22 protein-coding genes are annotated in these 22,565 nt (G+C 62.0%); 18 read left to right on the forward strand and 4 right to left on the reverse strand.

Annotated features, from left to right (window positions below):
• Position 1: 1 nt before the first annotated feature.
• From BCY88_RS03230 to BCY88_RS03265, 8 genes are all read left to right on the forward strand, one after another.
• The gene (locus tag BCY88_RS03230) at positions 2-1,390 is read left to right on the forward strand and encodes a DUF6602 domain-containing protein (protein WP_120342852.1); all 1,389 of its coding nucleotides are present in this window, start codon (positions 2-4) and stop codon (positions 1,388-1,390) included.
• A gap of 293 nt (positions 1,391-1,683) precedes the next feature.
• A complete protein-coding gene (locus tag BCY88_RS03235; protein ID WP_120342853.1) occupies positions 1,684-1,938 on the forward strand; it encodes a hypothetical protein in 255 nt (84 codons plus the stop codon).
• A 424-nt stretch (positions 1,939-2,362) separates the two neighbouring features.
• Complete coding sequence (locus BCY88_RS03240; RefSeq protein WP_120342854.1) at positions 2,363-2,575, forward strand: antitoxin Xre/MbcA/ParS toxin-binding domain-containing protein; 213 nt, start codon at positions 2,363-2,365, stop codon at positions 2,573-2,575.
• A 46-nt stretch (positions 2,576-2,621) separates the two neighbouring features.
• Positions 2,622-2,939, forward strand: a complete 318-nt coding sequence (locus tag BCY88_RS03245; protein ID WP_120342855.1) for a hypothetical protein — start codon at positions 2,622-2,624, stop codon at positions 2,937-2,939.
• A gap of 305 nt (positions 2,940-3,244) precedes the next feature.
• Positions 3,245-4,465: an MFS transporter gene (locus BCY88_RS03250; protein ID WP_120342856.1), complete on the forward strand. Its 1,221-nt coding sequence runs from the start codon at positions 3,245-3,247 to the stop codon at positions 4,463-4,465.
• Between the two features lie 437 nt (positions 4,466-4,902).
• Complete coding sequence (locus BCY88_RS03255) at positions 4,903-7,221, forward strand: sigma-54 interaction domain-containing protein (RefSeq protein ID WP_120342857.1); 2,319 nt, start codon at positions 4,903-4,905, stop codon at positions 7,219-7,221.
• Positions 7,211-8,428, forward strand: coding sequence for a DUF917 domain-containing protein (locus BCY88_RS03260; RefSeq protein ID WP_120342858.1), 1,218 nt, complete (start codon positions 7,211-7,213; stop codon positions 8,426-8,428). The genes BCY88_RS03255 and BCY88_RS03260 overlap by 11 nt, the downstream gene beginning before the upstream one ends.
• A gap of 8 nt (positions 8,429-8,436) precedes the next feature.
• Entirely contained in the window at positions 8,437-9,162 is a 726-nt protein-coding gene (locus BCY88_RS03265; protein ID WP_120342859.1) for an aspartate/glutamate racemase family protein, read from the forward strand.
• Between the two features lie 57 nt (positions 9,163-9,219).
• On the opposite strand, the gene BCY88_RS03270 is transcribed toward BCY88_RS03265, so the two are convergent.
• Positions 9,220-10,137, reverse strand: coding sequence for a LysR family transcriptional regulator (locus BCY88_RS03270; protein ID WP_120342860.1), 918 nt, complete (start codon positions 10,135-10,137; stop codon positions 9,220-9,222).
• Positions 10,138-10,275: 138 nt separating this feature from the next.
• Between BCY88_RS03270 and BCY88_RS03275 the strand changes: the two genes are divergently transcribed.
• The 3 genes from BCY88_RS03275 to BCY88_RS03285 are packed head-to-tail and all read left to right on the forward strand — an operon-like array spanning position 10,276 to position 12,735.
• Entirely contained in the window at positions 10,276-11,160 is an 885-nt protein-coding gene (locus BCY88_RS03275; RefSeq protein ID WP_120342861.1) for an intradiol ring-cleavage dioxygenase, read from the forward strand.
• A 33-nt stretch (positions 11,161-11,193) separates the two neighbouring features.
• The gene (locus BCY88_RS03280; RefSeq protein WP_120342862.1) at positions 11,194-12,264 is read left to right on the forward strand and encodes a maleylacetate reductase; all 1,071 of its coding nucleotides are present in this window, start codon (positions 11,194-11,196) and stop codon (positions 12,262-12,264) included.
• A 36-nt stretch (positions 12,265-12,300) separates the two neighbouring features.
• Positions 12,301-12,735, forward strand: a complete 435-nt coding sequence (locus tag BCY88_RS03285; protein WP_120342863.1) for a DoxX family protein — start codon at positions 12,301-12,303, stop codon at positions 12,733-12,735.
• 67 nt (positions 12,736-12,802) lie between these two features.
• On the opposite strand, the gene BCY88_RS03290 is transcribed toward BCY88_RS03285, so the two are convergent.
• Together BCY88_RS03290 and BCY88_RS03295 are read right to left on the reverse strand one after the other, a co-directional pair.
• Entirely contained in the window at positions 12,803-14,224 is a 1,422-nt protein-coding gene (locus tag BCY88_RS03290) for an MFS transporter (RefSeq protein WP_120342864.1), read from the reverse strand.
• Between the two features lie 8 nt (positions 14,225-14,232).
• A complete protein-coding gene (locus BCY88_RS03295; protein WP_120342865.1) occupies positions 14,233-15,204 on the reverse strand; it encodes an amidohydrolase family protein in 972 nt (323 codons plus the stop codon).
• A 248-nt stretch (positions 15,205-15,452) separates the two neighbouring features.
• On the opposite strand from BCY88_RS03295, the gene BCY88_RS03300 reads away from it, so the two are divergent.
• The gene (locus tag BCY88_RS03300) at positions 15,453-15,956 is read left to right on the forward strand and encodes a MarR family winged helix-turn-helix transcriptional regulator (RefSeq protein WP_120342866.1); all 504 of its coding nucleotides are present in this window, start codon (positions 15,453-15,455) and stop codon (positions 15,954-15,956) included.
• Positions 15,957-16,126: 170 nt separating this feature from the next.
• Here the strand turns inward: BCY88_RS03300 and BCY88_RS39515 are convergent, their stop codons facing one another.
• Complete coding sequence (locus BCY88_RS39515) at positions 16,127-16,594, reverse strand: hypothetical protein (RefSeq protein ID WP_147408494.1); 468 nt, start codon at positions 16,592-16,594, stop codon at positions 16,127-16,129.
• A 182-nt stretch (positions 16,595-16,776) separates the two neighbouring features.
• Here BCY88_RS39515 and BCY88_RS03305 point away from each other — a divergent pair, with 182 nt between their 5' ends.
• The 6 genes from BCY88_RS03305 (at position 16,777) to BCY88_RS03330 (ending at position 22,462) form a co-directional block, all read left to right on the forward strand.
• A complete protein-coding gene (locus BCY88_RS03305) occupies positions 16,777-16,965 on the forward strand; it encodes a hypothetical protein (RefSeq protein ID WP_120342867.1) in 189 nt (62 codons plus the stop codon).
• Between the two features lie 194 nt (positions 16,966-17,159).
• Complete coding sequence (locus tag BCY88_RS03310; RefSeq protein WP_120342868.1) at positions 17,160-18,032, forward strand: M24 family metallopeptidase; 873 nt, start codon at positions 17,160-17,162, stop codon at positions 18,030-18,032.
• Between the two features lie 11 nt (positions 18,033-18,043).
• Complete coding sequence (locus BCY88_RS03315; RefSeq protein ID WP_120342869.1) at positions 18,044-19,843, forward strand: SDR family oxidoreductase; 1,800 nt, start codon at positions 18,044-18,046, stop codon at positions 19,841-19,843.
• A gap of 46 nt (positions 19,844-19,889) precedes the next feature.
• A complete protein-coding gene (locus BCY88_RS03320; RefSeq protein WP_120342870.1) occupies positions 19,890-20,792 on the forward strand; it encodes a metal-dependent hydrolase in 903 nt (300 codons plus the stop codon).
• A 141-nt stretch (positions 20,793-20,933) separates the two neighbouring features.
• A complete protein-coding gene (locus BCY88_RS03325) occupies positions 20,934-21,446 on the forward strand; it encodes a sigma-70 family RNA polymerase sigma factor (protein WP_120342871.1) in 513 nt (170 codons plus the stop codon).
• Between the two features lie 11 nt (positions 21,447-21,457).
• Positions 21,458-22,462, forward strand: a complete 1,005-nt coding sequence (locus tag BCY88_RS03330; RefSeq protein ID WP_120342872.1) for a FecR domain-containing protein — start codon at positions 21,458-21,460, stop codon at positions 22,460-22,462.
• The last annotated feature ends 103 nt before the right edge of the window (positions 22,463-22,565 follow it).

A 22,565-nucleotide genomic window follows, 5' to 3' on the forward strand; every position in this document is an offset into this window, starting at 1 on the left:
GATGAGCAAACCAACTCAAGCGAAGAGACCTATCCGCAAACGGCTGACCAACGCACAGAAGGTGGAGAGGAGGGAATTCGCTGAGCGCGAGGTTCGCACGCGCGAAGTGCTTACAGCAAAGGTCAGGCGTGCCGCAGACCTGCGATCGAAAGATCGAGCATTTCATGGGCTTGAACGCGAGTTCAGCTATTTTCAGGACGATCTGCTCAAGGCGTTCGACCGTACGAAAAACCCTAAGCATCCTCGCGACGTTGGGACAGCGCGTGAACAGGTCTTACGCAGATACTTGGTCGATACCGGATTGATTCCGAACCGCTATGCGGTTACCTCAACGAGCCATCGGGTGGCATCCACATCAGGGCACATTAGCCGAGAGCTGGACCTCCTCTTTTACGATTCGAGTGAGGCGATCACCTTGATGCAGGTCGAGAAGGCGTATAGCGTATTGCCGGTCGAATGTACGTATGGCGTGATTCAGGTCAAATCGAGAGTTTCACGAAACGATATTCGAGAAGGGCTGCTGAATATCGCAAGCTACAAAAAGCTCAGTCGAACGAAATCGCAGGGCTTCAACATCATTTCAGGTGACCCAAAAAGCGAATTTGGTTTTGGCATTCTATTCGCTTACGATACCGACCTAGACTGGCACGACCTCGTTGACGAGTTGAAAGTGTTCACGGAAACAAATCCGCGGCACACTTGGCCCAATGCGGTATTCGTTTTATCAAAGGGATTTCTGTTGTGCGGTGACGAAACCCAAGCTGCATACACTAACGGCCAAATTGCGGCGATCAACAATCCTGAGATACACGGCCGTCCAGATCGGGACAATTCCTGCTTTTTCAGCCTTTACACTATTCTGATCGATTTGCTTCGGAATACGGCAACGCAGCCGATCGTTGTCAATTCTTACTACAGGCTTCCGTTGGTCGCCGGCGAGCATTCGTACAAATATTCTTTTGGCTTTTTTGCGGAGATTGGCGCGTGCGATAAACACGGGGATTACCCGCGAAAGCTAACCGAGTCAAAACTCATCGAAGTCATTGAATGGTGCAAGACAGCGACGCCAATAAATTGGGTTCGAGCTACGGAACTCGCCTACGGCCAGCCTGGCGACAATTGGGAGGCTTACGAGCGCCAGAATGCCGAAGTTCGAATCTATAACCCGAAAAATATCGCTCTCCCTGATCTGCTAGTGTTGGATACGCCCATGATGGCGGATGGCAAGGAAGTCACCGTCAAGTCGAATGCTTTTGACTCAATCGAGGTCGCCGGGATGATTATCTGGATACCGTATATCTACGAAATCGAACAGGAAATTATAAACTTCTGTCCGAAGTGCGAGAAGATCGTCCTGAAGACAGCAGAAAACGACGATGCGGGTGACTAGCTCCGCCATTCCTCGCCGAATCAGTTTAGGCTCCTGCCTCAAGCGGTTCCGCTGTCTCTCGCTCTCATCGCCAATGTCGACCGCCCGCGTGGCGGAGCGATAAGTATCCCACCCTGAAAGACCGTTCAGTGTCAGGAAGCAGACACATGACGCGAAGCGATGAAAGACCGCAACGGGTCGATCAGAGCCGGTCGTGATCGAGCTCAGTTCGGCCAGGACCCGTCAATCGACTGCGGTCCCAAGATCGTCGACAATGCGGCTTGAGAGAGCGTAGAGATCGGAGATATGAGCCTATGAACAAGACTCGGGAATTCTTGCTACCGTTCGGAATCGATCTCAGGGTCGATGGCGGAATCGCAAGCATCGAATCCGGCTTGCCTAAAGCGCTCCCTGGCTTCAGCGATCCCGTCGAAAACGGACGCATCGTCGGGGTTGTTGAAGGCGTCGAGCAACTGTTGCTATCGCTAGCGCGTGTCGGTATCGATTTGTCCAATCCGCAGTTCGCACAGGCAATCAACGACTGCGTAGCCAACCTTCAGTCAGGCTGACCTGCGAATTTCCGCATGCGGCCACTACCTGCCATTCGGATATCAGAGAAACCTGCCGTTCGAACGGCCGCATCGCATCCGAAACCTGACGAGAGAGCCGGCGATTTTCAGCCTCCCTATGACGACCGGGTGAAAATATGGCTAAGAGTTGTCAGGAATGAACTCGCCGCTCGAAATCCAGCAGACGAGATTTTGTCTCGATGCGTTGCTGTTCCATCGTGGACGACCTAGCCACCGGTGTGGTGGCCAACCGACACCAAGCTCGATATCGTCGATTGACTTGGCACAAGCGGACACTCGATATGAGTTCGGGAATGGCTCTTCCTGGCCCAGACCTCGCCAAAACGCCAAAGGAGCCGCAATCTGAAGCTGTCCGCTAAACTGAACGCATCTTCACTGCCCCGATGGGTCTGGAGGGCCTGACATGCCAACCGAACTTGAACAGGCTGAGCGTCTAGCGCGTATCGTTGCCCTGGCTCAATATGTGTGGGAGTCGGAGACCGATGCACGGCAATTCTTGAATGCTTCGCACCCGCTGCTGGACGGTCGAACACCGCTTGACGCGTCGACGACTGAACACGGAGTCCGGCGCGTCGAAGATTTAATGTGGCGGGTATTTTACGGAATTCCTGTGTAGCTGGCTCCGCTACACTAACCGCTGTACTCGACCCACAGGCCACACCATGAGCACCAAAGCGACCCTTGCGCATCATCATTCGGACCATGCCGGTGAACCCTCCTGGCATTTCTACGAAGAAGTGTTCGAAGCGGGCGTTGTCTATCTCGAACTGCGCGGTGTCAGCGTGGAACTGCAAACGCGCGAACAAGGTGGTGCTGACGTGATTGTGCGCCTGCCAATCGAAATGGCGAAGCAGCTCGGGTTGCACACTAACGTCTCGCCCGAGCGCTGGGAGTCAGTCTGCGACAACGACAAGACAGTGCCACTTGATCAAATGCGCGGCTCGGCCCATCGTCATGACGATCTGACTGATCCCGTTTGACCATGCCACGGTCGAATGCAAGCTGAACCGCACCTAGCCAACCCTGTAGCTGTCTTGCTTGAGTCGCCCAGCTGCTGGGAACAAAATTCTGCAAAAAGTGGGAACAATATGGTGCAAACCAACGATACCTGGAATTCTGCTGGAAGTTAGCTACATAATTTTACATAATATAAATTATCAACAATAAACCCATTAATCAATAGACAATCCACACCAACCATCCGCAAAATCGACCGTCCGATCAACGCCACCAATAGGCATAGTCAGGTCTTTGTCCTCGCAACAAGTCCGCCCCAAAAGCCACCATGGAACAACAGAATTCCTACCGTGCTCTTCTAAAGATCCCGAGCCTGTCCTCGCTCATTCTCGCCGCGACTCTGTCCCGCCTGGCCGGGCGCATGTTCACCCTCACATTAGTGCTGTTCGTGCTGACGCGATTTTCGTCACCGGCATTGGCCGGATGGCTGACGTTCGCCGCGATTGTCCCTGGTCTGGTGATCAGCCCGATCGCTGGTGCGCTGCTAGACCGCATCGGGCCGACCACGGCGCTCAGGATCGACCTGATCGCCAGCGCGATCTACATCGGCGCGATCGGCATCGCCAGTTGGGCTGGCTGGGCCAGCACGCCGGTTCTGTTCACGCTGGTCACGCTGTTTTCGCTTACTGGCCCCCTGGGCGCGGCGGGTACGCGAACCTTGCTGCCGCGCCTCGTGCCGGCCCATGCGCTCGACCGGGCCAACGCGCTGGACACCGCGGTCTACGCCGTGGTCGATGTGGTGGGACCCGGTCTGGCCGGGTTGATCGTTGCCTCGCTCGGACCTGAATCCGCACTGTCCGTTATCGCGGTGGCCTACGCGGGCGCGGCGATCTGTCTGTCCTACGTCGAGAGCCTGCCTGGACTCGCGTCCACCCAGACATCCCTCGCGCGCCAGACCATCGAGGGCATCCAGATGGTCGCGCGTCAACCAACGCTGCGCGGGCTCGCTATTTCCTACTCTTTGTACCAGGCCACCTGGGGCGTTCTCGTTGTGGTGGTTCCGGTATTTGTGGCAAACCATTACGCCACGACGGTGGGCAGTTCAGTAACCGGCTTGCTATGGGCCGCGATGGGTATTGCCGGTGGCCTGGGCGCGCTTCTCGCGGGCCATCTGCGGACAACGGGCCGTGAACGCCTCGTCATGGCCGCCGGGATGATCGTCACCGCTTTGGCCGCATGGCCGGTTGCCGCGGAGTTCGGATTTGGCGGCCTGGCTATCGGGCTGATGCTCGCCGGAGTGGCGTCCGGCCCAATCGACGTCGCCCTGCTGACCTTGCGTCAGCGACGCACCGATCCGCGCCAGCTCGGCCGCGTGCTATCCATCTCGATGAGCTTGAATCTGGCCGGCTTTCCAGTGGGATCGGCCATTGCGGGGATGTTGATCACAACGTCCCTGTCGGCGGCGTTCGTGATGGCCGGCATCGCTTCAATCATTGCCGCCATCGCGACCGTGTCCATACCCCGTGACCTTGAGCGAACGGTCTTCTAGCTTCACGTCGAACGCCCCGCTCTTAAAGAATCGTCGCTGAAACGCCGTTATCGCATTGATGTATTGTCAACCAGCCGGGCATGCTCGCGCCGTCGTGGGAGTCACGCATGTGTGCCCTGCCCTTACACGCACGCGACCGCGACCATCGCCCAGCCGGCGAATCACTCCAACCTCTCACGAGTCGCCAACCAGAAAGCAATATAGTGTTCGCAAGACAGGGCGATGAAATCCTCGAATGCGCTGGTGCGAGGATCAGGTTAGTTTCGAAGAGACAAGATTCGCGACTAGCCGTCATACTCTGTCTCTTCTTGCGGCGGACGGTCCCGGCAACGTGATCGAAAGCCTTCGCCAGTCCCCCGATCGATGCATGACCGCCGTCTTCCCGACGGCCATTTCCGCGTAGTGATACGCGTGAATCATGTGGAGTGTATTTTGTAATGAGTTATTCCCCCGTCGTTCCGTTTGCCCAGGACAAGGCTGATTCCAGTGCCTTCGTGGGCGGCGCGCCAGCGTTTCGCCAGCTGGTCCGCATGATCGACCGGGTCGCCCCTACCGATCATCCGTTGCTCATTTTCGGGCCGACCGGTTCGGGCAAGGAGCTGGTCGCCCGGCGTGTGCACGCGCACAGCCTGCGTCAGGATCAACCCTTCGTCGACGTCAATTGCGGCGCGATTCCCGAGAACCTCGTCGAAGCTGAACTGTTCGGGCACGTCAAGGGCGCGTTCACCGGCGCGGCCGAAAATCGCCAGGGACTTCTCCAGCAGGTCGGCAAGGGCACGCTGCTGCTCGATGAAATCGGCGAACTGCCGCTCGCGCTGCAGCCAAAATTGCTGCGTGTACTGGAAACGCGAACATTCCGTCCAATTGGTTCTTCAACCAGTCTGCATTTCGCAGGACGCGTTGTTGCAGCAACTCACCGCGACCTGCGCGAACTCGCGCGCGAAGGGCAATTCCGCGAGGATCTTTTTTATCGGCTCGCGGTTTTCGTGCTTGCCGTCCCTGGCCTCGAGCAGCGCGTCGAGGATATCCCCGCGCTTGTTACCCATTTCGCATCACAGCACACACGTCGTCTCGAGTTTTCGCCAGCCGCCATCCGCCGGCTTAGCCAGCATTCGTGGCCGGGGCACATCCGGCAACTGCGCAATCTGATCAGCCAGTTGAGCGTGCTTGCCGAAAACACGCTCATCGACGTCGACTCGCTCGAACCGTTTCTCGCTAACGAAAGCGGCGCACCGGTGTCGCGCGCAAGTCTCGCGGACATGCTGCTGCAACTCGAAGGGCGCGACAAACTCGCCGCCGCCGAGGATCTCCTGATCGACCGCGCGCTCGAACGGACCGGGCGCAACAAGAGCGCGGCGGCCACGCTCCTCGGCGTCGGCCGCAAGACCATCGAACGGCGTCTGAAATCGCGCGAGGAACATCACCGGGAAGCACGCAAGTGTCTCGAGCAGGCGAGCGCGCTAATCGATGAGTCGAAGTTCGCCGAAGCCATTCCGCTACTGCGCCGCTGCCTCGACCTCCTGCAGACGCCGCACGAACAGGAGGCCGCGCGGCGTCTGCAGTTCGACGCCCACCGGCTGCTCGGCATGAGCCTGCGCAGCGTGCACGGCTGGCTGTACGCGGAGGCCACCGCCTGCTATGCCGCCGCGCTGGCGATCGGCGAAGGCGTCTGCGCGCCCGCCGAAATCGCCGCGATTCAGTTCGGCGTCTGGACCACGCAACTGACCACGCTGCAACTCAAGCAGGCGCGCGCGACCGCGCAGAACATGCTGGAGCGCGCGCAGAACGGCGGCGACCGGGTGTCACTCGACGAAGCGCACGTCGCGATGACCAACACCCTCTTCTGGCTTGGCGACAGCGAGGAAGCGCTGGCCTGCCTCGCGCGCGGCAGTCTGCTTGGCGTGGCGCGCAACGACACCCGGACCGGCTCGCAAGGGATCGATCTGGCCAGCCTCGCGTTGACGTTCGAAGGGCTCGCGGCCTACCAGATCGGCGCATTCGGTCAGGCGCGGCGTGCCATGGAGATGTTGATCCTGCGCTCGTCGGAGCCGGGCGCGCACGCCTTCGCGCATGCCGTCAACCTGCAGGGTGCCGCGTGGCTTGCCTGCCTGTTCGAAGACGTGGAGCGGCTCGGCCCTCTTGCAAGTGAACTCGAATCGGTATCGATCGCGAATGGCTTCGCGTTTTATCGCGGCATCGGTCAGATTCTCCGTGCATGCCACCTCAGCTCGCTCGGCCATTCCGAGGAAGCGGAAACTGTCATGCTCGACGGCTACGATAACCACGTCGTGTGCAATGGCGGTGCGCTGTTCTATTCATTCATGGCCTGGCAGCACGGCGAGTTGCTGTTGCGCGCCGGCGAGGCGAAGCGATGCGAGGTCATGCTCGCCGCCGCGATCGACGAGACCCTCGCCCGTCAGGAACGTGTCTACCTGGGCGAACTGCTGGTCACCCGGGCGCGCGCGCAGTGGGCGTTAGGCGAGACGAACGCCGCGGAACTGGGTTTGCGCACCGCAATGTCCACCGCGCTCGCGTTCGGCTCGGTGCCTGCGCGGGTGGATGCCGCGCGTTACCTCGCCGACCTGCTGCGCGCCACCGGCCGCAGCGCCGAAGCAATCGACATCATTGAGCGCGGTTTGCGCTCGCTAAAGGCGGATCCGACCGCCCGCGTCACCAGCGCGGTAAGTCTGCTCGCCGAACTCCGGCAGGACGCTTCTTTCAATCTCGACAATAAAGGAAACGCAAATGGCCTATGAGTTACACCGGGAAGATCTGGAACCGCTGCTACTGGGTGCGGCGTTCTTCGGCAGCGGCGGTGGCGGCACGATCGAATCCGCCCGGCACCTGGCCGAGCATTTCGTAGCCGGCGACTACTATCCGACCGACACGATCAAGGTCGTGTCGGTCGACGAGGCAACCGAAGGCGCGGCAGTCATGGTCGCCTATCTCGGCGCGCCTGAAGCGATCAATTCCGCCACCTATCCGCTCGGGCCGGTGACAGCCGTGCAGAACGTCCAGACCCGGCTCGCTTCGCAGTCCACCCGGCTCGCCTACGTCATGCCTCCGGAAAGCGGCGCGCTGGGCTTCACCGTGGCGGCGCTCGTGGCGGCGAAACTCGGCCTCGCGGTCATCGACGCCGATGGCGCCGGCCGCGCCGTGCCTTCGCTGCCGATGCTGACCTTCGCGGCCGCCGAGATCGATCCGCGCCCGGCCTTCCTCGTGAGCCAGGGCGGGCTGTGCGTCGAGCTCGATGTGACGCCGCGCGCCGGCAACCACGGTGGTTCGACGCATCAACGCGACGTGTCGGCGATTGTCGAGCAGATGATGCGTCCGGTCGTCGCCGATCCCGAGTTCGGCCAGTTCGGCGGCCTCGCGATGTGGGTCATGACGCCTTCCGACATCGGCCGCGCGACGCCGATTCGCGGCACGCTGACGCGCGCGCTCGAACTCGGGCGCGTATTGCAGGCCGGGCAGATCGGCAGCCCCCGGCAGATGATCGGCTATCTCGCCGAACGCTGCGGGCTGGACGCGCGGGTGATTTCCGAGCCCGGCGAGCTGGTCTCGGCCGAAGTCGATACGAGCGGCGGCTTCGACGTGGGCAAGATTCGTATTCAGGCCGGACAGCGAACCTACACGGTGCTGTATCAGAACGAGTCGCTGCTCGCGTGGGACAGCGAGCACCCGCAGCCGATCGTACTGTCGCCGGATAGCGTCGCGTATTTCGTGGGTGGCGAAGGTCAACAGATTTTCAGCAACGGCGATCTGGTGGAGGCCGACGGTTCGCTGAACCCAGTGGTCGGCAAACGTCCGGTGACACTCATCGCCTGGCGCGCTGAAGCCGAATTGCGCAAGCCCGGTCTGATTCTCGACAGCTTCATGCAGTTGCTGAACTCGCTCGGCTATCTCGGGCCCTATGTGCCGCTCGAGTCGCTTCATTCCATGCACAAGGGAGGCGCATCTTGAACTCGCCTTTGAATTCACCTCTGCGCATCTGCGTGCTGGTGCCCGTCGCCACCTCGCAATACAACGACCGCATCCTGAAGGCCGTCGCACCCGTCGTGCCGCCGGACGTGCAGGTCGAGATTCGCAATATCACCGAGGGACATCCCGATATCGAGAACCGCACGAACTGGCTGCAGAACGGCATGCCGGTGGTCGAACTCGCGCAGGCTATCGCCAACGACGGTTTCGACGGCATCTGGCTGACCGACTTCGATATGTGCGGTGTCGAAGCCGCGCGCGAGGTGATCGATATTCCGATCATCGGCGGTTTTCCCGCTTCGGCGTTCACGGCTCTCGCGCTCAGCCAGCGATTCTCGATCATCACGATCCTGCAAAGCACGCTCGCGATGCAGCGCGCGCATCCGCAGACGTACGGCATCGAAGACAACTTCGCGTCGATTCGCGCGATCAACTGCCCGGTCGCGGACCTCGAGAACGTCGACGTGGTAGTCGTGCGCACGTTTGAGGCGGCATTGAAGGCGATCAACGACGACGGCGCGCAATCCATTCTGCTCGGGTGCACGGGTTTCGTGGACGTCGCAAGCCGCGTCTCCACGCTGCTTACCGAGGCGCTGGGCGTCTATGTGCCGGTGATCGATCCGAATCAGGCGGGCTTCAGCTTCCTCGTGTCGCTGGTGCGTATGAAGGTCCGCCCCAGCCGGCTGACCTACAGCAAGGTCAGTCTCCAGTCGTAACCGCCACGCGTCTGTCCCCTTCCATCCGGCGCGCATCTCGCGCGCCGGATGTTCTCGCTAGACCGCATCCCAGCGCGCTTCCAGATTCGACGAACGCACGTATTCGCGTAGCGCGTCGGTAAACGCGCGAATCTTCGCCGGCAGATGCCGCCTGCTCTGATACGCAAGATTGATCGTCAGCGGAGGCAGCCGCCAGTCCTCCAGCACGGGGGACAGGCGCCCCGCAATGATGTCGTCGTGAATCAGGTAGAGCGGCTGCACCACGATGCCCATGCCGGCACGTCCCGCCGCACAGATCACCTGCCCTTCATTGGACTCGAAGGCCGCGGTAATCGGCACTTCGAAACGTTCGCCGTTTCTCTCCAGATGCAGCACATACGGATCCGCGGCTAGCGAATAGACGAGGAACGGATGGCGCGCGAGATCGCCAGGAGCGCGCGGGCGGCCATGCTGCGAAAGATACGCGGGCGACGCCGCCAGCACGCGGCGAGTCTGCGCGAGACGCTGCACGGTGATGCCGGAATCGCCTTCATGCTCGCGCGTTCGAACGGCCACGTCGATACCGGCTTCGATGAAGTTCGGGTAGCGGTTCGCGGCGACGATCTCGACCAGCAGATCGGGATAACGCAACCTGAATTCGGGCAACCATGGTGCGATATGCAGAAGCGCGAAGGACACCGAACAGGTGACGCGTAAGGTGCCGCGCGGACGCAGCGACAGCTCGCTTGCCGCGGCGTCGGCCTCAGCCATCTCCGCGAGCAGCGCGCTGCAGCGCTGGTGATAGTCGCGCCCCGCCTCTGTCAGCCACAAACGCCGCGTCGTGCGCTCGATCAGCCGTGCGCCCAGGCGATCTTCCAGCGCGGTAAGCATCCGGCTCGCCGCTGCATTCGACAGACCGAGCCGATCCGCCGCACGCGACAAACTGCCGAGCTCGGCCGTCAGCACGAAGAACTCCATCTGCGCGAAACGATCCATATTTTTCCACCTTGCGGAAAGATGTTTTCCCAGCAGCGCATATTTTTCCACGAATCACGCGGCTACAGTAACGTGCAGCGCGCCGACGGCCCAGCCGTCGGCGTGATTTGATCTGAGGAAACGATTGGGAGACACCTCATGCGAAACATCAACGAGGACAACATTACGCAAGCGGTCATCGCCGCCATGTCGCAATGCAGCAACGACCGGCTGCGCACGGTGATGACGAGCCTCGTTCAGCACCTGCATTCGTTCGCGCGCGACGTCCACCTGACAGAAGACGAATGGTTCGCGGCCATCAGTTTCCTCACGGAGGTGGGGCACATCACCGACGAACGCCGTCAGGAGTTCGTGTTGCTATCGGACACGCTCGGCCTCTCCATGCTGGTCACGACGCAGAACAACCGCAAGCCGGCCGAATGCACGGAGGCGACCGTTCTGGGACCGTTCTTCGTGCCACAAGCGCCGCGCTTTGAGAACGGCGAAGACATCTCCAACGGCGCCGCCGGGGCGCCATGCTTCGTCAGCGGCCGGGTACGCGGCCTTGACGGCGCGGGTGTTCCACACGCCACGCTCGATGTCTGGCAGTCGGACGAAGACGGCTTCTACGACGTGCAACTTCCGCCCGGAAGCGAGGGCGACATCGAACCGCGAGCGCGTGCTCAATTGCAGACCGACGCGGATGGCCGTTTTCACTTCCGCTCGATACTCGCCGAGGCTTATCCGATTCCGTACGACGGACCTGTCGGCCAGATGCTGGACGCGCTCGGCCGTCATCCGTGGCGGCCCGCGCATCTGCATTTCTGGATTCAGGCCGATGGCCACGAACCGCTCATCACACACATCTTCCGCAATCACGACCAGTATCTCGACTCGGACGCCGTGTTCGGCGTGCGCTCGACACTGATCGTCGACTGGCTGCATCACGAACCCGGCGTCGCTCCGGACGGCACAAAGATGGATGTGCCCTTCTACACGGTCGAATACGAGTTCGTGCTGAATCCACTCGGCGCCCACGCATGATCCGCCACACAGAGATCACCACGGAGACTCAGCATGACGCCTCATGAATTCGTCTACACGGGGCGCGCCGCGCGTGTCGTGTTCGGCAGCGGAAGCCTTGCCAGTGTGGCGAGCGAAGTGCGCTCACTCGGCGCACGCTCCGCGCTGGTGCTCTGCGGCAAGGAGCAGCGTGCACTCGGCGACACCATAGCGAACCAGCTTGGCTCGCTATGCGCGGGCCTCGTTGATCGCGCGACGATGCATGTGCCCGCCGCGCTCGTTGCCGAAGTCCGCGAACTCGCAGGCACGTTGCGCGCCGATTGCGTAATCGCAGCCGGCGGCGGATCGGCGATCGGTCTCGCGAAGGCACTTGCCCTCGAACTACCGCTGCCGATTCTGGCCGTACCGACCACCTATTCCGGCAGCGAGATGACGCCCATCTACGGCATCACCGAGGGCAAGCTCAAGCGCACGGGCAGCGACCTGCGCGTATTGCCTGGGACCGTCATCTACGATCCGGACCTCACAGAGAGCCTGCCCGCCGCGATGTCGCTGACGAGCGGCATCAACGCAATCGCCCACGCCGCGGAGGGCCTCTACGCACGCGACGCGAATCCGGTGACCAGCCTGATGGCGCAGGACGGAATCGCCGCGTTGGCGCGCAGTCTGCCGGCGATCGTGGCGCACCCGGGCGACAAAGCCGCGCGAGCCGATGCGTTTTACGGTTCGTGGTTGTGCGGCATGGTGCTCGGATCGGTCGGCATGGCGCTGCATCACAAGCTGTGCCATACGCTGGGCGGCACCTTCAACCTGCCGCACGCGCCCACCCACACGATCGTGCTGGCGCATGCGCTCGCGTACAACGCCGAGGCCGCACCGGAGGCGATGAAACGCATCGCGCAAGCGCTCAATCATCACGATGCGGCGCAGGGCATCTACGAACTCGCGCGCGATCATGGCGCGCCCGTTTCGCTCGCCGCGATCGGCATGGACGAAGCATCGCTCGACCTCGCTGCGGACCTCGCCTGCCGCAATCCGTACTGGAATCCGCGCCCCATCGAGCGCGAACCGATACGCGCGCTGCTTCAGCGTGCGTTCGAGGGCGCACCGCCCTCGCCGCAATGAAACCGCACCTTCCCTGACAACGAGTGAAAGATATTCATGAACACCCACACGAACGCGAACACGAACCTCACCTCCTTTGACAATCAGACGCCTCAGCGCATCGCCTGTACGTTGATGTCGGCGCTGTTCCTGATTTCCGGAATCCGCAAACTGATGACGTGGTCGGCCACCGCTGGTTATTTCGCGGCGCTGGGCTTGCCGCTGCCGGGCGTCGTCGTGCCGCTGGTGATCCTGCTCGAGATCGGCGGACCTGTCGTGCTGATCATCGGCTGGCGCAGGCGTGAAGTGGCGGCGATTCTGGCGGTCTATACGCTGCTGACCGCATTCGTCGCGCATCGCTTCTGGTCCGCGGATCCCGCGCAATTCAATCCGCAACTCAACAACTTCTTCAAGAACATCGCGATGGTCGGCGGCTTCCTGTTGCTGATTGCGGCGCCGGCGCGCCGCACGCGGAATCAGGCAGCGGACTGAAGCGACGGCGTCTCGCCCAAACGGCCCGAACCCAGGCCCGAGTTCAGGCCCGAAGTCAGGCCCGAAGTCAGGCCGTTTCCGCGGCTTGCCCTGCCCGCTTGAACAGACCGTCGCGCGACATGAGCCAGATCATCGATGCGGCAAGCAATGCCGGAACCGCGGCAGCGCAGAACAGTTGCTGCGCGTTCCAGTGCAGTTGCATCAATCCACCGGCGACGACTGGCCCAACGATCGATCCGGCGCGGCCGACGCCAAGACTCCAGCCGACCCCCGTTGCGCGCAGCGTGACCGGATAGAGCGTAGCCGACAGCGAATTGTTGGCGGGCTGCCCGCCGACGATGCCAAAGCCGCTAATGAAAACCACGGCAAGAAGCAGCAGTAGCGACACCGATGCGGCGCTCGTCATGGAGACGATTGCCGCGGATGCGAGCAGATAGCACGGCCCCAGCACGCGAAAATACCCCCAACGGTCGATCAGCGGCCCCATCGCCAGCGTCCCGAGCACGCCGCCGATCTGCAAGGTCGTGCCGATCACCGCGGCGTGAGCAACGTCGTAGCCGAGGTCGGTGGCGATCGTCGGCAACCAGTTCGCAAGAAAGAACAGGTTCAACAGATTCATGAAATTGACGCCCCACTGCAGCAGGGTCACGCGCGCGCGGCCGTCGGCGAAGAGCGCCGTCACGCGGCTTCCGCTATGCGGCGGCTCGGCCGATACGTAACGCGTGCCGGTGTGAATGGACAGCTCGGGCGCGATGCGGCGCAATACGTTCGCGAGGCGCTGCCGGCCGCGCCCGCTTGCCACCATGAACTGCATCGACTCGGGAAGCATGAACGCCATGCCGAGCGCAATCACGATCGGCACGATGCCACCGACGACGAACACCGAGCGCCAGCCGTGCGCCGGAATCAGCAGCGCGGTGAGCATGCCGCCGAGCGCCGCACCGCCTGTGAAGCCGCACGAGACCCACATCATCAGCGTGGCGCGGCGGCGCGACGGACTGTATTCGCCTGCCAGCGCGATTGCATTGCCCATGATTCCGCCGAGCCCGACGCCGGTGACGAAGCGCAGCATAAGCAGTTGCGGCAGCGACGACGCGAATGCCGTCGCCAGCATGCACACGCCCAGAAACGCGGAGCAGCCGATCAGCACCGGGCGGCGGCCGACGCGGTCGGCGAGCGGCCCCATCAGCAGCGAGCCGGGCAGCATGCCGATCAGACCGGCGCCGAACACCGGTCCCATTTCGATGCGGGACACGTGCCACGCCTGCATCAACGCAGGCGCGACGAAGCCCATCGACTGTACGTCGAACCCGTCGATCACGACGCACAGCGCGAGCAGCACCATGACCGACACCTGAAAGCGCCCGACCGGACGCGCGTCGATGACTGCGGCGATATCGACGACATCCGCGACTGGACCCGCGACGACACCCGGCTGCGGCGCGTCGCCGCCCTCGGGCTCTACCTGTGCGCTTGATGGTTGCTCCATGGTGCGCCTCATGACAGGCCGAAGAGACGCCGCGCGTTGTCACGCCCAATCTTGCGGCGGTCGAGCTCGCTGATTTCGCAGCGGTCGAACCAGCCTGCCGCGTCCTCATGTTTCTCGAACGGGTAGTCGACGGAGTACATGATGCGGTCGCTGCCGACTTCGAGCATCGTCGACAGCAGCGTCGGCGTGCGGAAATTGCCGCTCGTCGTGATGTGGACGTTGTTGCGCAGATAGTCGCCGATTTCACGCTCGCACGGCATGCCGCGGCGGCCTTTGCGCAAGATATGGTCGATGCGCCAGACGTTGAACGGAATGCCTTCGCCGAAATGCCCGAGGATCATCTGCAGTTGCGGATGACGATCGAACAGGCCGCTCGACAACAGACGCAGCGCATGCATGCTGGTTTCCGCCGCGAACGCCCACGTCGGTCCGGTCAGCCAGTGACATCCGTCGTAGATCGGCTCACGCGACGCAAGCGGATCGCGCGGATGCATGTAAAACGGCTTACCCAGCGATGCGGCGGCGTCCCAGAAGCCGGCGAAACGAGGATCGTCGCAGTAGACCACCGTGTTTGCATCGCCGACCTGCGAGAAACCGTTCACAAGGAAGCCATGAAAACCCAGCTCCGTTACGCAGCGTTCGAGTTCTCGCGCGGCGCGTTCGGGGTCCTGCATGGGCAGCGCCGCGAAACCGCCGAAGCGGGTTGGATGACGGCGTATCTGCTCGGCAAGCAGGTCGTTCGCCCGCCGCGCGACATCCACGGCGCGATCCGGATCGGCAATCGCCTGCACGGCCGGCGAATTCAGCGAGAGGATCGAAAACGACGTACCCCATTGATCCATCTGATCGAGGCGTTGCTGTTCGAAATCGAGCAGATTCGCGCGCAGGTGCGTCCAGACTTCGGGGCGTGCATAGACCTGGGAATCGGCGATGGTCTGGTCGATGGCGAAGTGTTCTTCGAGAGCGATCTTGTCTTTCATGGTATCCGGTCGGTAACAAAGGCAGGCGGCCTGAGGCCGCGCGGCACAAGTCAAAATACTTGAAAAATCATGTAATTCAGCCATCAGCTTATACTTGAAAATTCAAATAAATACCCAGGGATTACCCGTTATATCTCATAGTCATTGCTGGATCGGCACGATACGGATGCTGTCGCCCGGAATGAAATGATAAGCAAAAAAGTGAGATATACTTGCGAATGCAAATATTTCATGGGAGTAACAGGTAAATGAAAAGGCAGCGCTCCGCGCCGATCACGGTTGATCACGATCTGGAGAGAGCCGTACCGTACCTCGTGGCTCGCGCGGGGAGCCGGATGGGCAACGCTTTTGCGAAAGCGCTCAAGCCATACGGTCTGAGCCTGAGCGAATGGCGCGTATGCGCGTCTCTTGGCCATAGGCCTCATCAACGGCTTTCAGAACTGGTGACGCGGGCGTGTGTCGATATGTCCGCCCTCTCGCGCATCGTGGACCGGCTGATTGCGCAAGGGCTCGTGTCCCGCGAAAAGAGCAGCGACGACGGGCGCGCCGTCCAACTCGCCCTGACCGGTAAAGGCGCCGAACTGACGCGCGAAATCGTTCCGCTGGCGCAGCACTACGAGACGGTCGCGTTGAACTGTTTTAGCGCGGCGGAAGCTGAAATGTTGCGTGAACTGCTGGACAAGCTCTACCACAACGCCGAACCGTTGGCCGACTTTGACATCCACGCGGAGTCGGTGGACTCCAGCCTGTAATTTGAAGCGAACCGCTGAGACCGCGTAGTCCGGCGCGCCACTTTCCCGGCGGCCCGCCAGGTCGGTCGCAAGCCGAGTAGGCAAATAGGCCCCTCCCCGCACCTCGCCCCCGCCCTGATCGGCTTGGTCCTCATATGGACGGAAAAGCCCATCCTCTATGCCAGATGTTGTCAACTGGACGAAATCGTCCATTTATTCCAAATTGCGTGGACGAGAATGTCCAGTGCCGCAAGCTCAATATCTCTAAATTCCCGCACCTGTCTGACATCTTGCTCTGGCACGACTATTGCTAATAGTAAGCCGCCATCAGTGAGCGCCTGGAAAACTACCCGGACGGGCGTTCGCGATGTCGAGAGCAACGAATCTGTCCAATAAGCCGGGGGGCCTGAGAGACCAAAAAAGATCGCGCGCCGCAAAGTGTTCGATGCATCCGCGTCCGGCAACGTCCAGCCTGCTTCTGGATAGCCGACGCCAATGACCGAAGGGCCGCCGTTGACTATCGCGGCCGTTTGATTAGTCATCCGAACGATAGACGAAGCGCCGATCGATGCCGGCGGTACTGAATCGCTGGTAGCAGATTGAGAGAGGGCTGTGCTGTTGTTGTAGTCGTAGTGATGTCGTGTGTCGACACGTGGCAACTGAATACTTCCGTAGAGAAGATCGTTGCGGTGCGGGACATCGAAATCGCGGGATTAGTCTGGCTATGTACCAGACGGGCCGCTGCAGGTTCGGCCGTCGTTGCTTACCCTTCGCGGGGAAAAGCAGCGGCGGCCCGTCCTTCGCAAACTGGCTAAGCGGCCATTCCCGGGGAAATCAAACAATGCATCATGTCATTTTTGAACGTGAACTCGTCCATCTGGAACGCGTAATCGCCTTCGCGCCACAGAAACCCTTTCCGCCGACATACTGGCGCGACCGCATCAAACACCTCGAAAGTTCTCCACAAGCTCCCCTGTACCGCAAGCGCATTGCCCGCCTGTCGCACCTTCTCGCCAAGCTGACGGACTGAACCCTGCCTTCGGCAGGCGATCGGACGCGCGGTAAACCGCCCAGAACGCCCACCCTGCTCACCAGGGAAAGAACCAGTGGACTGGTCTTTCTCATGGTGTAGCATCCAATCGTTACATCATTCAATGTAACAATAAAAAATGTCATCGTGATGGGCTGCTTCGTGCCTGTCGGATCGCAGATTGGGAGGCAGGTATGGGTGAGAAGGCCATTCCACATGTGAATGTGGACGAATTGGGGCAGTTCCGTGAGGTTCAGCAACTGGCTTATCGGTGCGTCGAGAGCGTCGGCGACATGCTTTCACCGGGCATGACGGAAAAAGACGCCGCCCGGTTGCTGACCGAATGGTTGCAGGACCATGGCGTGCACGACTGGCTGCATAAACCCTTCGCCTGGTTTGGCGACCGTACCGCGTTTGAGGGTTTCTCGGGGCTGTCGCATATGGCCGGTTTCAACCTGGCTTTCTTCCCGAGTTCGCGCCGCCTCGAAGCGAACATGCCGGTCATTCTCGACGTGGCTCCCGTGCTGAATGGGGTGATCGCCGATGTCGGCTACGCCACCTGCATTGGCACCAATCCGATTCTCGAACAACTGAAAGACGATCTTGCCGAACACCGCGAACTGATCGTCAGCATGGTGAAAGAGCGGCGCACGCTGGCCGATGTAGCACGCGCCGTCGACCTGTTGTGCCGGAAACAGGGCGTCGAGCCGCGTCATAAGGCCTATCCGTTCAAGGTGCTGGCGCATCGTGTCGCGAAGCTGCACAAGCCCGCCAAGCCCCGCTTCGTGGCGCGTTTTGGCCTGAATGCCACGCGCAATCTGGTCCTCGACCAGGTGAGCGCGGGTAAAAAGGAAGGCTGGTCGCCATTGTGGTCGGTCGATCGCCGCTCCGATCATGCGCCGACACCCGGCCTGTGGGCCGTCGAACCTCATCTCGGCTTTCAGGGTGTGGGCGCCAAGTTCGAAGAACTGCTCGTCATCACCGATGACGACGCCTACTGGCTCGACGACGACCTGCCGCATGTGCGCCGCTGGGCGCAGCGCGGACGGGCGTTGGCCGCGGCATGACGGAGGCGGACATGCAGCTGCTCACCGAACCCGTGCCGTCCTCGTTATATGAGGCGCCGCCCGTCATGCGTCCCACGAGTTTCACGGTACGCTCGGGCGACGTGATGCTTGCCGCGAGAGCATGGGGCGACCCAGCCCGGCCGACAGTAGTGCTGGTGCATGGCTACCCCGACAACAGCGAAGTCTGGGACGCTCTGGCAGGCTTGCTGGCTCAGGACTTCCACGTGGTCGCCTACGATGTCCGGGGTGCGGGGCAATCCACTGCTCCAACCCGCACGAATGCCTATCGTTTAGGAAAACTCACCGACGATTTCGTCGCCGTCATCGATGCCGTTAGCCCCAATCGTCCGGTCCATCTGGTTGCGCACGACTGGGGCTCGATCCAGGGATGGGAGTTCGTCACCGAAGAGCGTTTGCGTGGGCGCATTGCCTCGTACACGTCGTGCTCGGGACCTTGCCTTGACCATGTCGCTTACTGGCTGCGAGCGCGGTTGCTGCGCCCTACGCCGCGCTCGATCGGCAAGCTGCTGGGCCAGCTGGTGCGCTCCTGGTACGTGCTGCTGTTTCACCTGCCGGTGCTGCCAGGCTTGACCTGGCGCTTATGGCTCGGCCGCGCGTGGCCGCGAGTATTGCGCCGCGTGGAAAAGACCGAACTCACGCCTCGCCCGACACAAACGCGGGACGGCATGCGCGGCGTATCGCTGTATCGCGCCAACTTCATCCGCTGCCTGTTCACGCCGCGCAAGCGTTACGCGCACGCGCCGGTCCAGGTCATCGTGCCGACGCTGGACAAATACGTCAGCCCGGCGCTCTCCGAAGATCTTTCACGCTGGGTGCCGACGTACTGGCGCCGCGAACTGAGCGCGCGGCACTGGGTGCCGCTTACCCATCCCGAACAGATGGCGCGCATGGTGCGCGAGCTCGTCGAACACACCGAAGGCGGCGACGAACCGGAAACGCTGCAACGCGCCCGGATGGACTCGGCACGCCGGCCGCTCAGCGGCAAGCTCGCGGTCGTGACCGGAGCGGGCAGCGGAATCGGGCGATGCATCGCGCTGGAATTCGCGAAGCAAGGCGCGGCCGTGGTCGCCGTCGATATCGACAGCACAGCTGCGGAACGCACCGCCACGCTGGTCGGGTTATTGGGCGCTCACGCCTACGCGCGCAAGACCGACGTCGGCAGTGCGGAGCAGATGGAAGCGTTGGCCGACTGGGTCGGGACGGAACTGGGTGGCGCCGACATCGTGGTCAACAACGCCGGCATCGGCATGGCGGGCGGCGTGCTCGATACCTCGGCGCAAGACTGGGAACGCATTCTTCACGTCAACTTGTGGGGTGTGATTCACGGCTCGCGCCTGTTCGCCCGGCAGATGGTGAAGCGCGGCAATGGCGGTCACATCGTCAACACGGCGTCGGCCGCGGCCTTCGCCCCCTCGCGCGACCTGCCCGCTTACGCGACGACGAAGGCTGCCGTGCTGATGCTCAGCGAGTGCATGCGTGGAGAACTCGCGGGCCAGGGGATCGGCGTCAGCGCAATCTGTCCGGGTTTTGCCGAGACCGGGATCATGGCGGCCACGCAATACGTCGGCGCCAGCGCGCAGGATCAGGACCGCATGCGCCAGAAGGCCACCCGGCTTTATCAAATGCGCGGGCTGCAACCCGAGACGGTTGCGAAGGCCGCGCTGCGTGCGGTATTGCACAACCAGCCTGTCGTGGCCATCGGCATCGAGGCGCATTCAATGCGGTTTGTCTCGCGCTACCTGCCCGGGCTAGGCCGCGTGATCGCCCGCCTCAGCATGATGCCGCGCTGAGTGTGCCGCGCTCACTGAGCTTACCAATCGGACGCCGGAGACCGTTATGACCCAAGAGCAAACCCAACACAAGATCAAGGCACGCCACGTGAAGTTCGACTGGAGCCAAACGCCGATCCAGTGGATTCCAGGCGACCCGTCGAGCACGCACATCATCAACGTGCTGAACCTGCTGTTCCCCGCCGGCGAGCTATGGTTCTGCCGCGTCTACAACAAGGCGCTGCCGCTCATCACCGACCCTGCGCTGCGTGACGACGCCGAGGGATTTCTCAGGCAGGAAGCGGTGCATTCGCGCTCGCACGGCGGTGTGCTCACGCATTACTACAAGGCCCACGGCATCGATACGCAGCCCTTCACGAAACAACTCGACTGGTTGTTCGGCAAGCTGCTCGGCGAACAGCCGCTTGGGCTGAAGATCGGCAAAACGCGTTTCTGGCTGCGCCAGCAACTTGGCGTGATCGCCGCGCTGGAGCACTTTTTCGGCTACCTCGGCAACTGGGTGCTCAATGCCGACGGGCTCGACGCCGCCCATGCCGACCCCACCATGCTCGATCTGCTGCGTTGGCACGGGGCCGAAGAAGTCGAGCATCGCACGGTAGCCTTCGACATCTTCCGGCATATGGGCGGCAGCTATTTCGAACGCTGCTTCCACATGCTTTCGACCGTCATGCTGCTGTTGTACTTCCTGACACTCGGCGCACGCTTCATGCACCGGCGCGATCCCGCCGCCGGTCCGTACCGGGGTTTTATTCTCGCGTGGCGCGCCGGAGCGCGGCGCCGCTGCCTGCCGTCGTTCTGGAAAATGATCGCGGCGGCGCTGCGCTATTTCAATCCACGCTACACACCCCATCACGAAGGCTCGACTGAACAGGCGCTGGCCTATCTCGCGACCTCCCCCGCAGCGCAGGCTGCGGCACATGGAGGCAACTGGGTTCGTAAGGTGAGTTAATGCGCAGGTCGATGCGCAAGCCGATGCGCGAATTTGTACGCCAGCTAATGCATTCCCACCTTACATTTTGACATGTTATGATGCGAATCATTCTCATTTACAAAAGCGTCATATCCATCGATCTGACGCGCCCGGTAGGCCATGGCGGCAAACGAATCGGCCCTGCATCACGAGATGCAGGCGCTCTACAGCAATCATCACGGCTGGCTTCACGCATGGTTGCGTAAGAAGCTCGGCTGCGCGCACCGTGCGGCCGATCTCGCGCACGACACGTTCCTGCGTTTGCTCGCCCGTGATGAACCGCTGGGTCTGGAAGAGCCCCGTGCGTTCCTGACAACGGTGGCGCAACGCGTGATGGCCAATTACTGGCGTCGCGAGCAGATCGAGCGGGCGTATCTGGAAGCGTTGGCACTCGTGCCCGAGTGCTTCGCGCCCTCGCCTGAAGAGCGGGCGCTGCTGCTGGAAGCGCTGTGCGAAATCGACAGTCTGCTGGAGCGGCTGCCGGTCGCCGTCAAACGTGCTTTCCTGCTGGCCCAGCTTGACGGTTTGAGCCACGCGGAGATCGCCGCGCAACTGAAGCTTTCCATTTCGACCGTGAAACGCCATCTGGTGCGCGCCGGCGCGCAGTGTTTCTTTGCGCTGAACGCGGCCTGACGGATCGACGGATGAACGCTAGCGCGCGACCCGATATTCCACAACACGTCGCCATGCGGGCGGTGCAATGGTGGATGGAACTGCAATCCGGCCAGGACACGCACGCGCAGCAACTCGCGCTGGCGCGCTGGTGTGCCGAGCATCCCGATCACGAACGCGCATGGCAACACATCTGCAGCGTCAGCAGCCGCTTCCGGGGGCTCGCTGAGGCCGGCGCGGGCAGCGCGGATGCGGGCGGCGCAGCGGCTGCTCGCGCCGCGTTGACGCGTACCGGGTCGGCAAGGCGCCGCGCGAGTGTCAAGGTCCTCGCGACCCTGCTGTTCGCCGGTGGCGCGACATGGATCGCCGGTGAGCACGTGCCGTGGCGCGCATGGAGCGCGGATGCGCGCACTGCGCCTGGGGAGCGCCGCACCCTCACGCTCGCCGACGGCACCCGCGTCACGCTGAATACCGACAGCGCCATCGACATCGGCTTCAACGGCACCGAGCGGCGCGTGCGCCTGATCAAAGGTGAAATCATGATCGCGACCGGTCACCACGCCGGAGAGCAACGGCCGTTTATCGTCGAGACCGCGCAAGGCAGCTTGCAGGCTTTGGGCACGCGCTTCGCCGTCAGGCAGCAGAACGCGCTTAGCCGCCTCGACGTGTTCGAGGGCGCTGTGCGGATCAGTCCGCGCGATGCACCCGGTCTCACGCCGGTAATCCGTGCCGGCCAACGCGTGCGCTTTATGCGCGCAGACATCGTCGCGGTCGAGCCGCTCAGCGAGAACGACGCGGCATGGACGGATGGCCTGATCGTCGCGAGCGGCATGCGGCTCGGCGATTTCGTGGCCGAACTCGACCGCTATCGCGCGGGGCATCTGAGTTGCGATCCCTCGGTGGCCGGCTTGCGGATCTCGGGCACCTTCCCGTTCGCCGATACGGACCGCGTGCTCGACACCGTGGCCAGAACCTTGCCGGTCGAGGTCGTTTTCATCACGCGTTACTGGGGCACCGTGCGCGCGGCGCGTTCCTGAAACCGAGGCAGCTTCGCTGCGCTGAAATTTTTTTGTCCGTTGTGAGCTGTTTTCGAATCTCGCGTGACAAGGGGGATGAGAGCAACACATCGTCACCCTTCCA

This window comes from Paraburkholderia fungorum (assembly GCF_003610895.1).
GTDB lineage: Bacteria > Pseudomonadota > Gammaproteobacteria > Burkholderiales > Burkholderiaceae > Paraburkholderia > Paraburkholderia fungorum_B.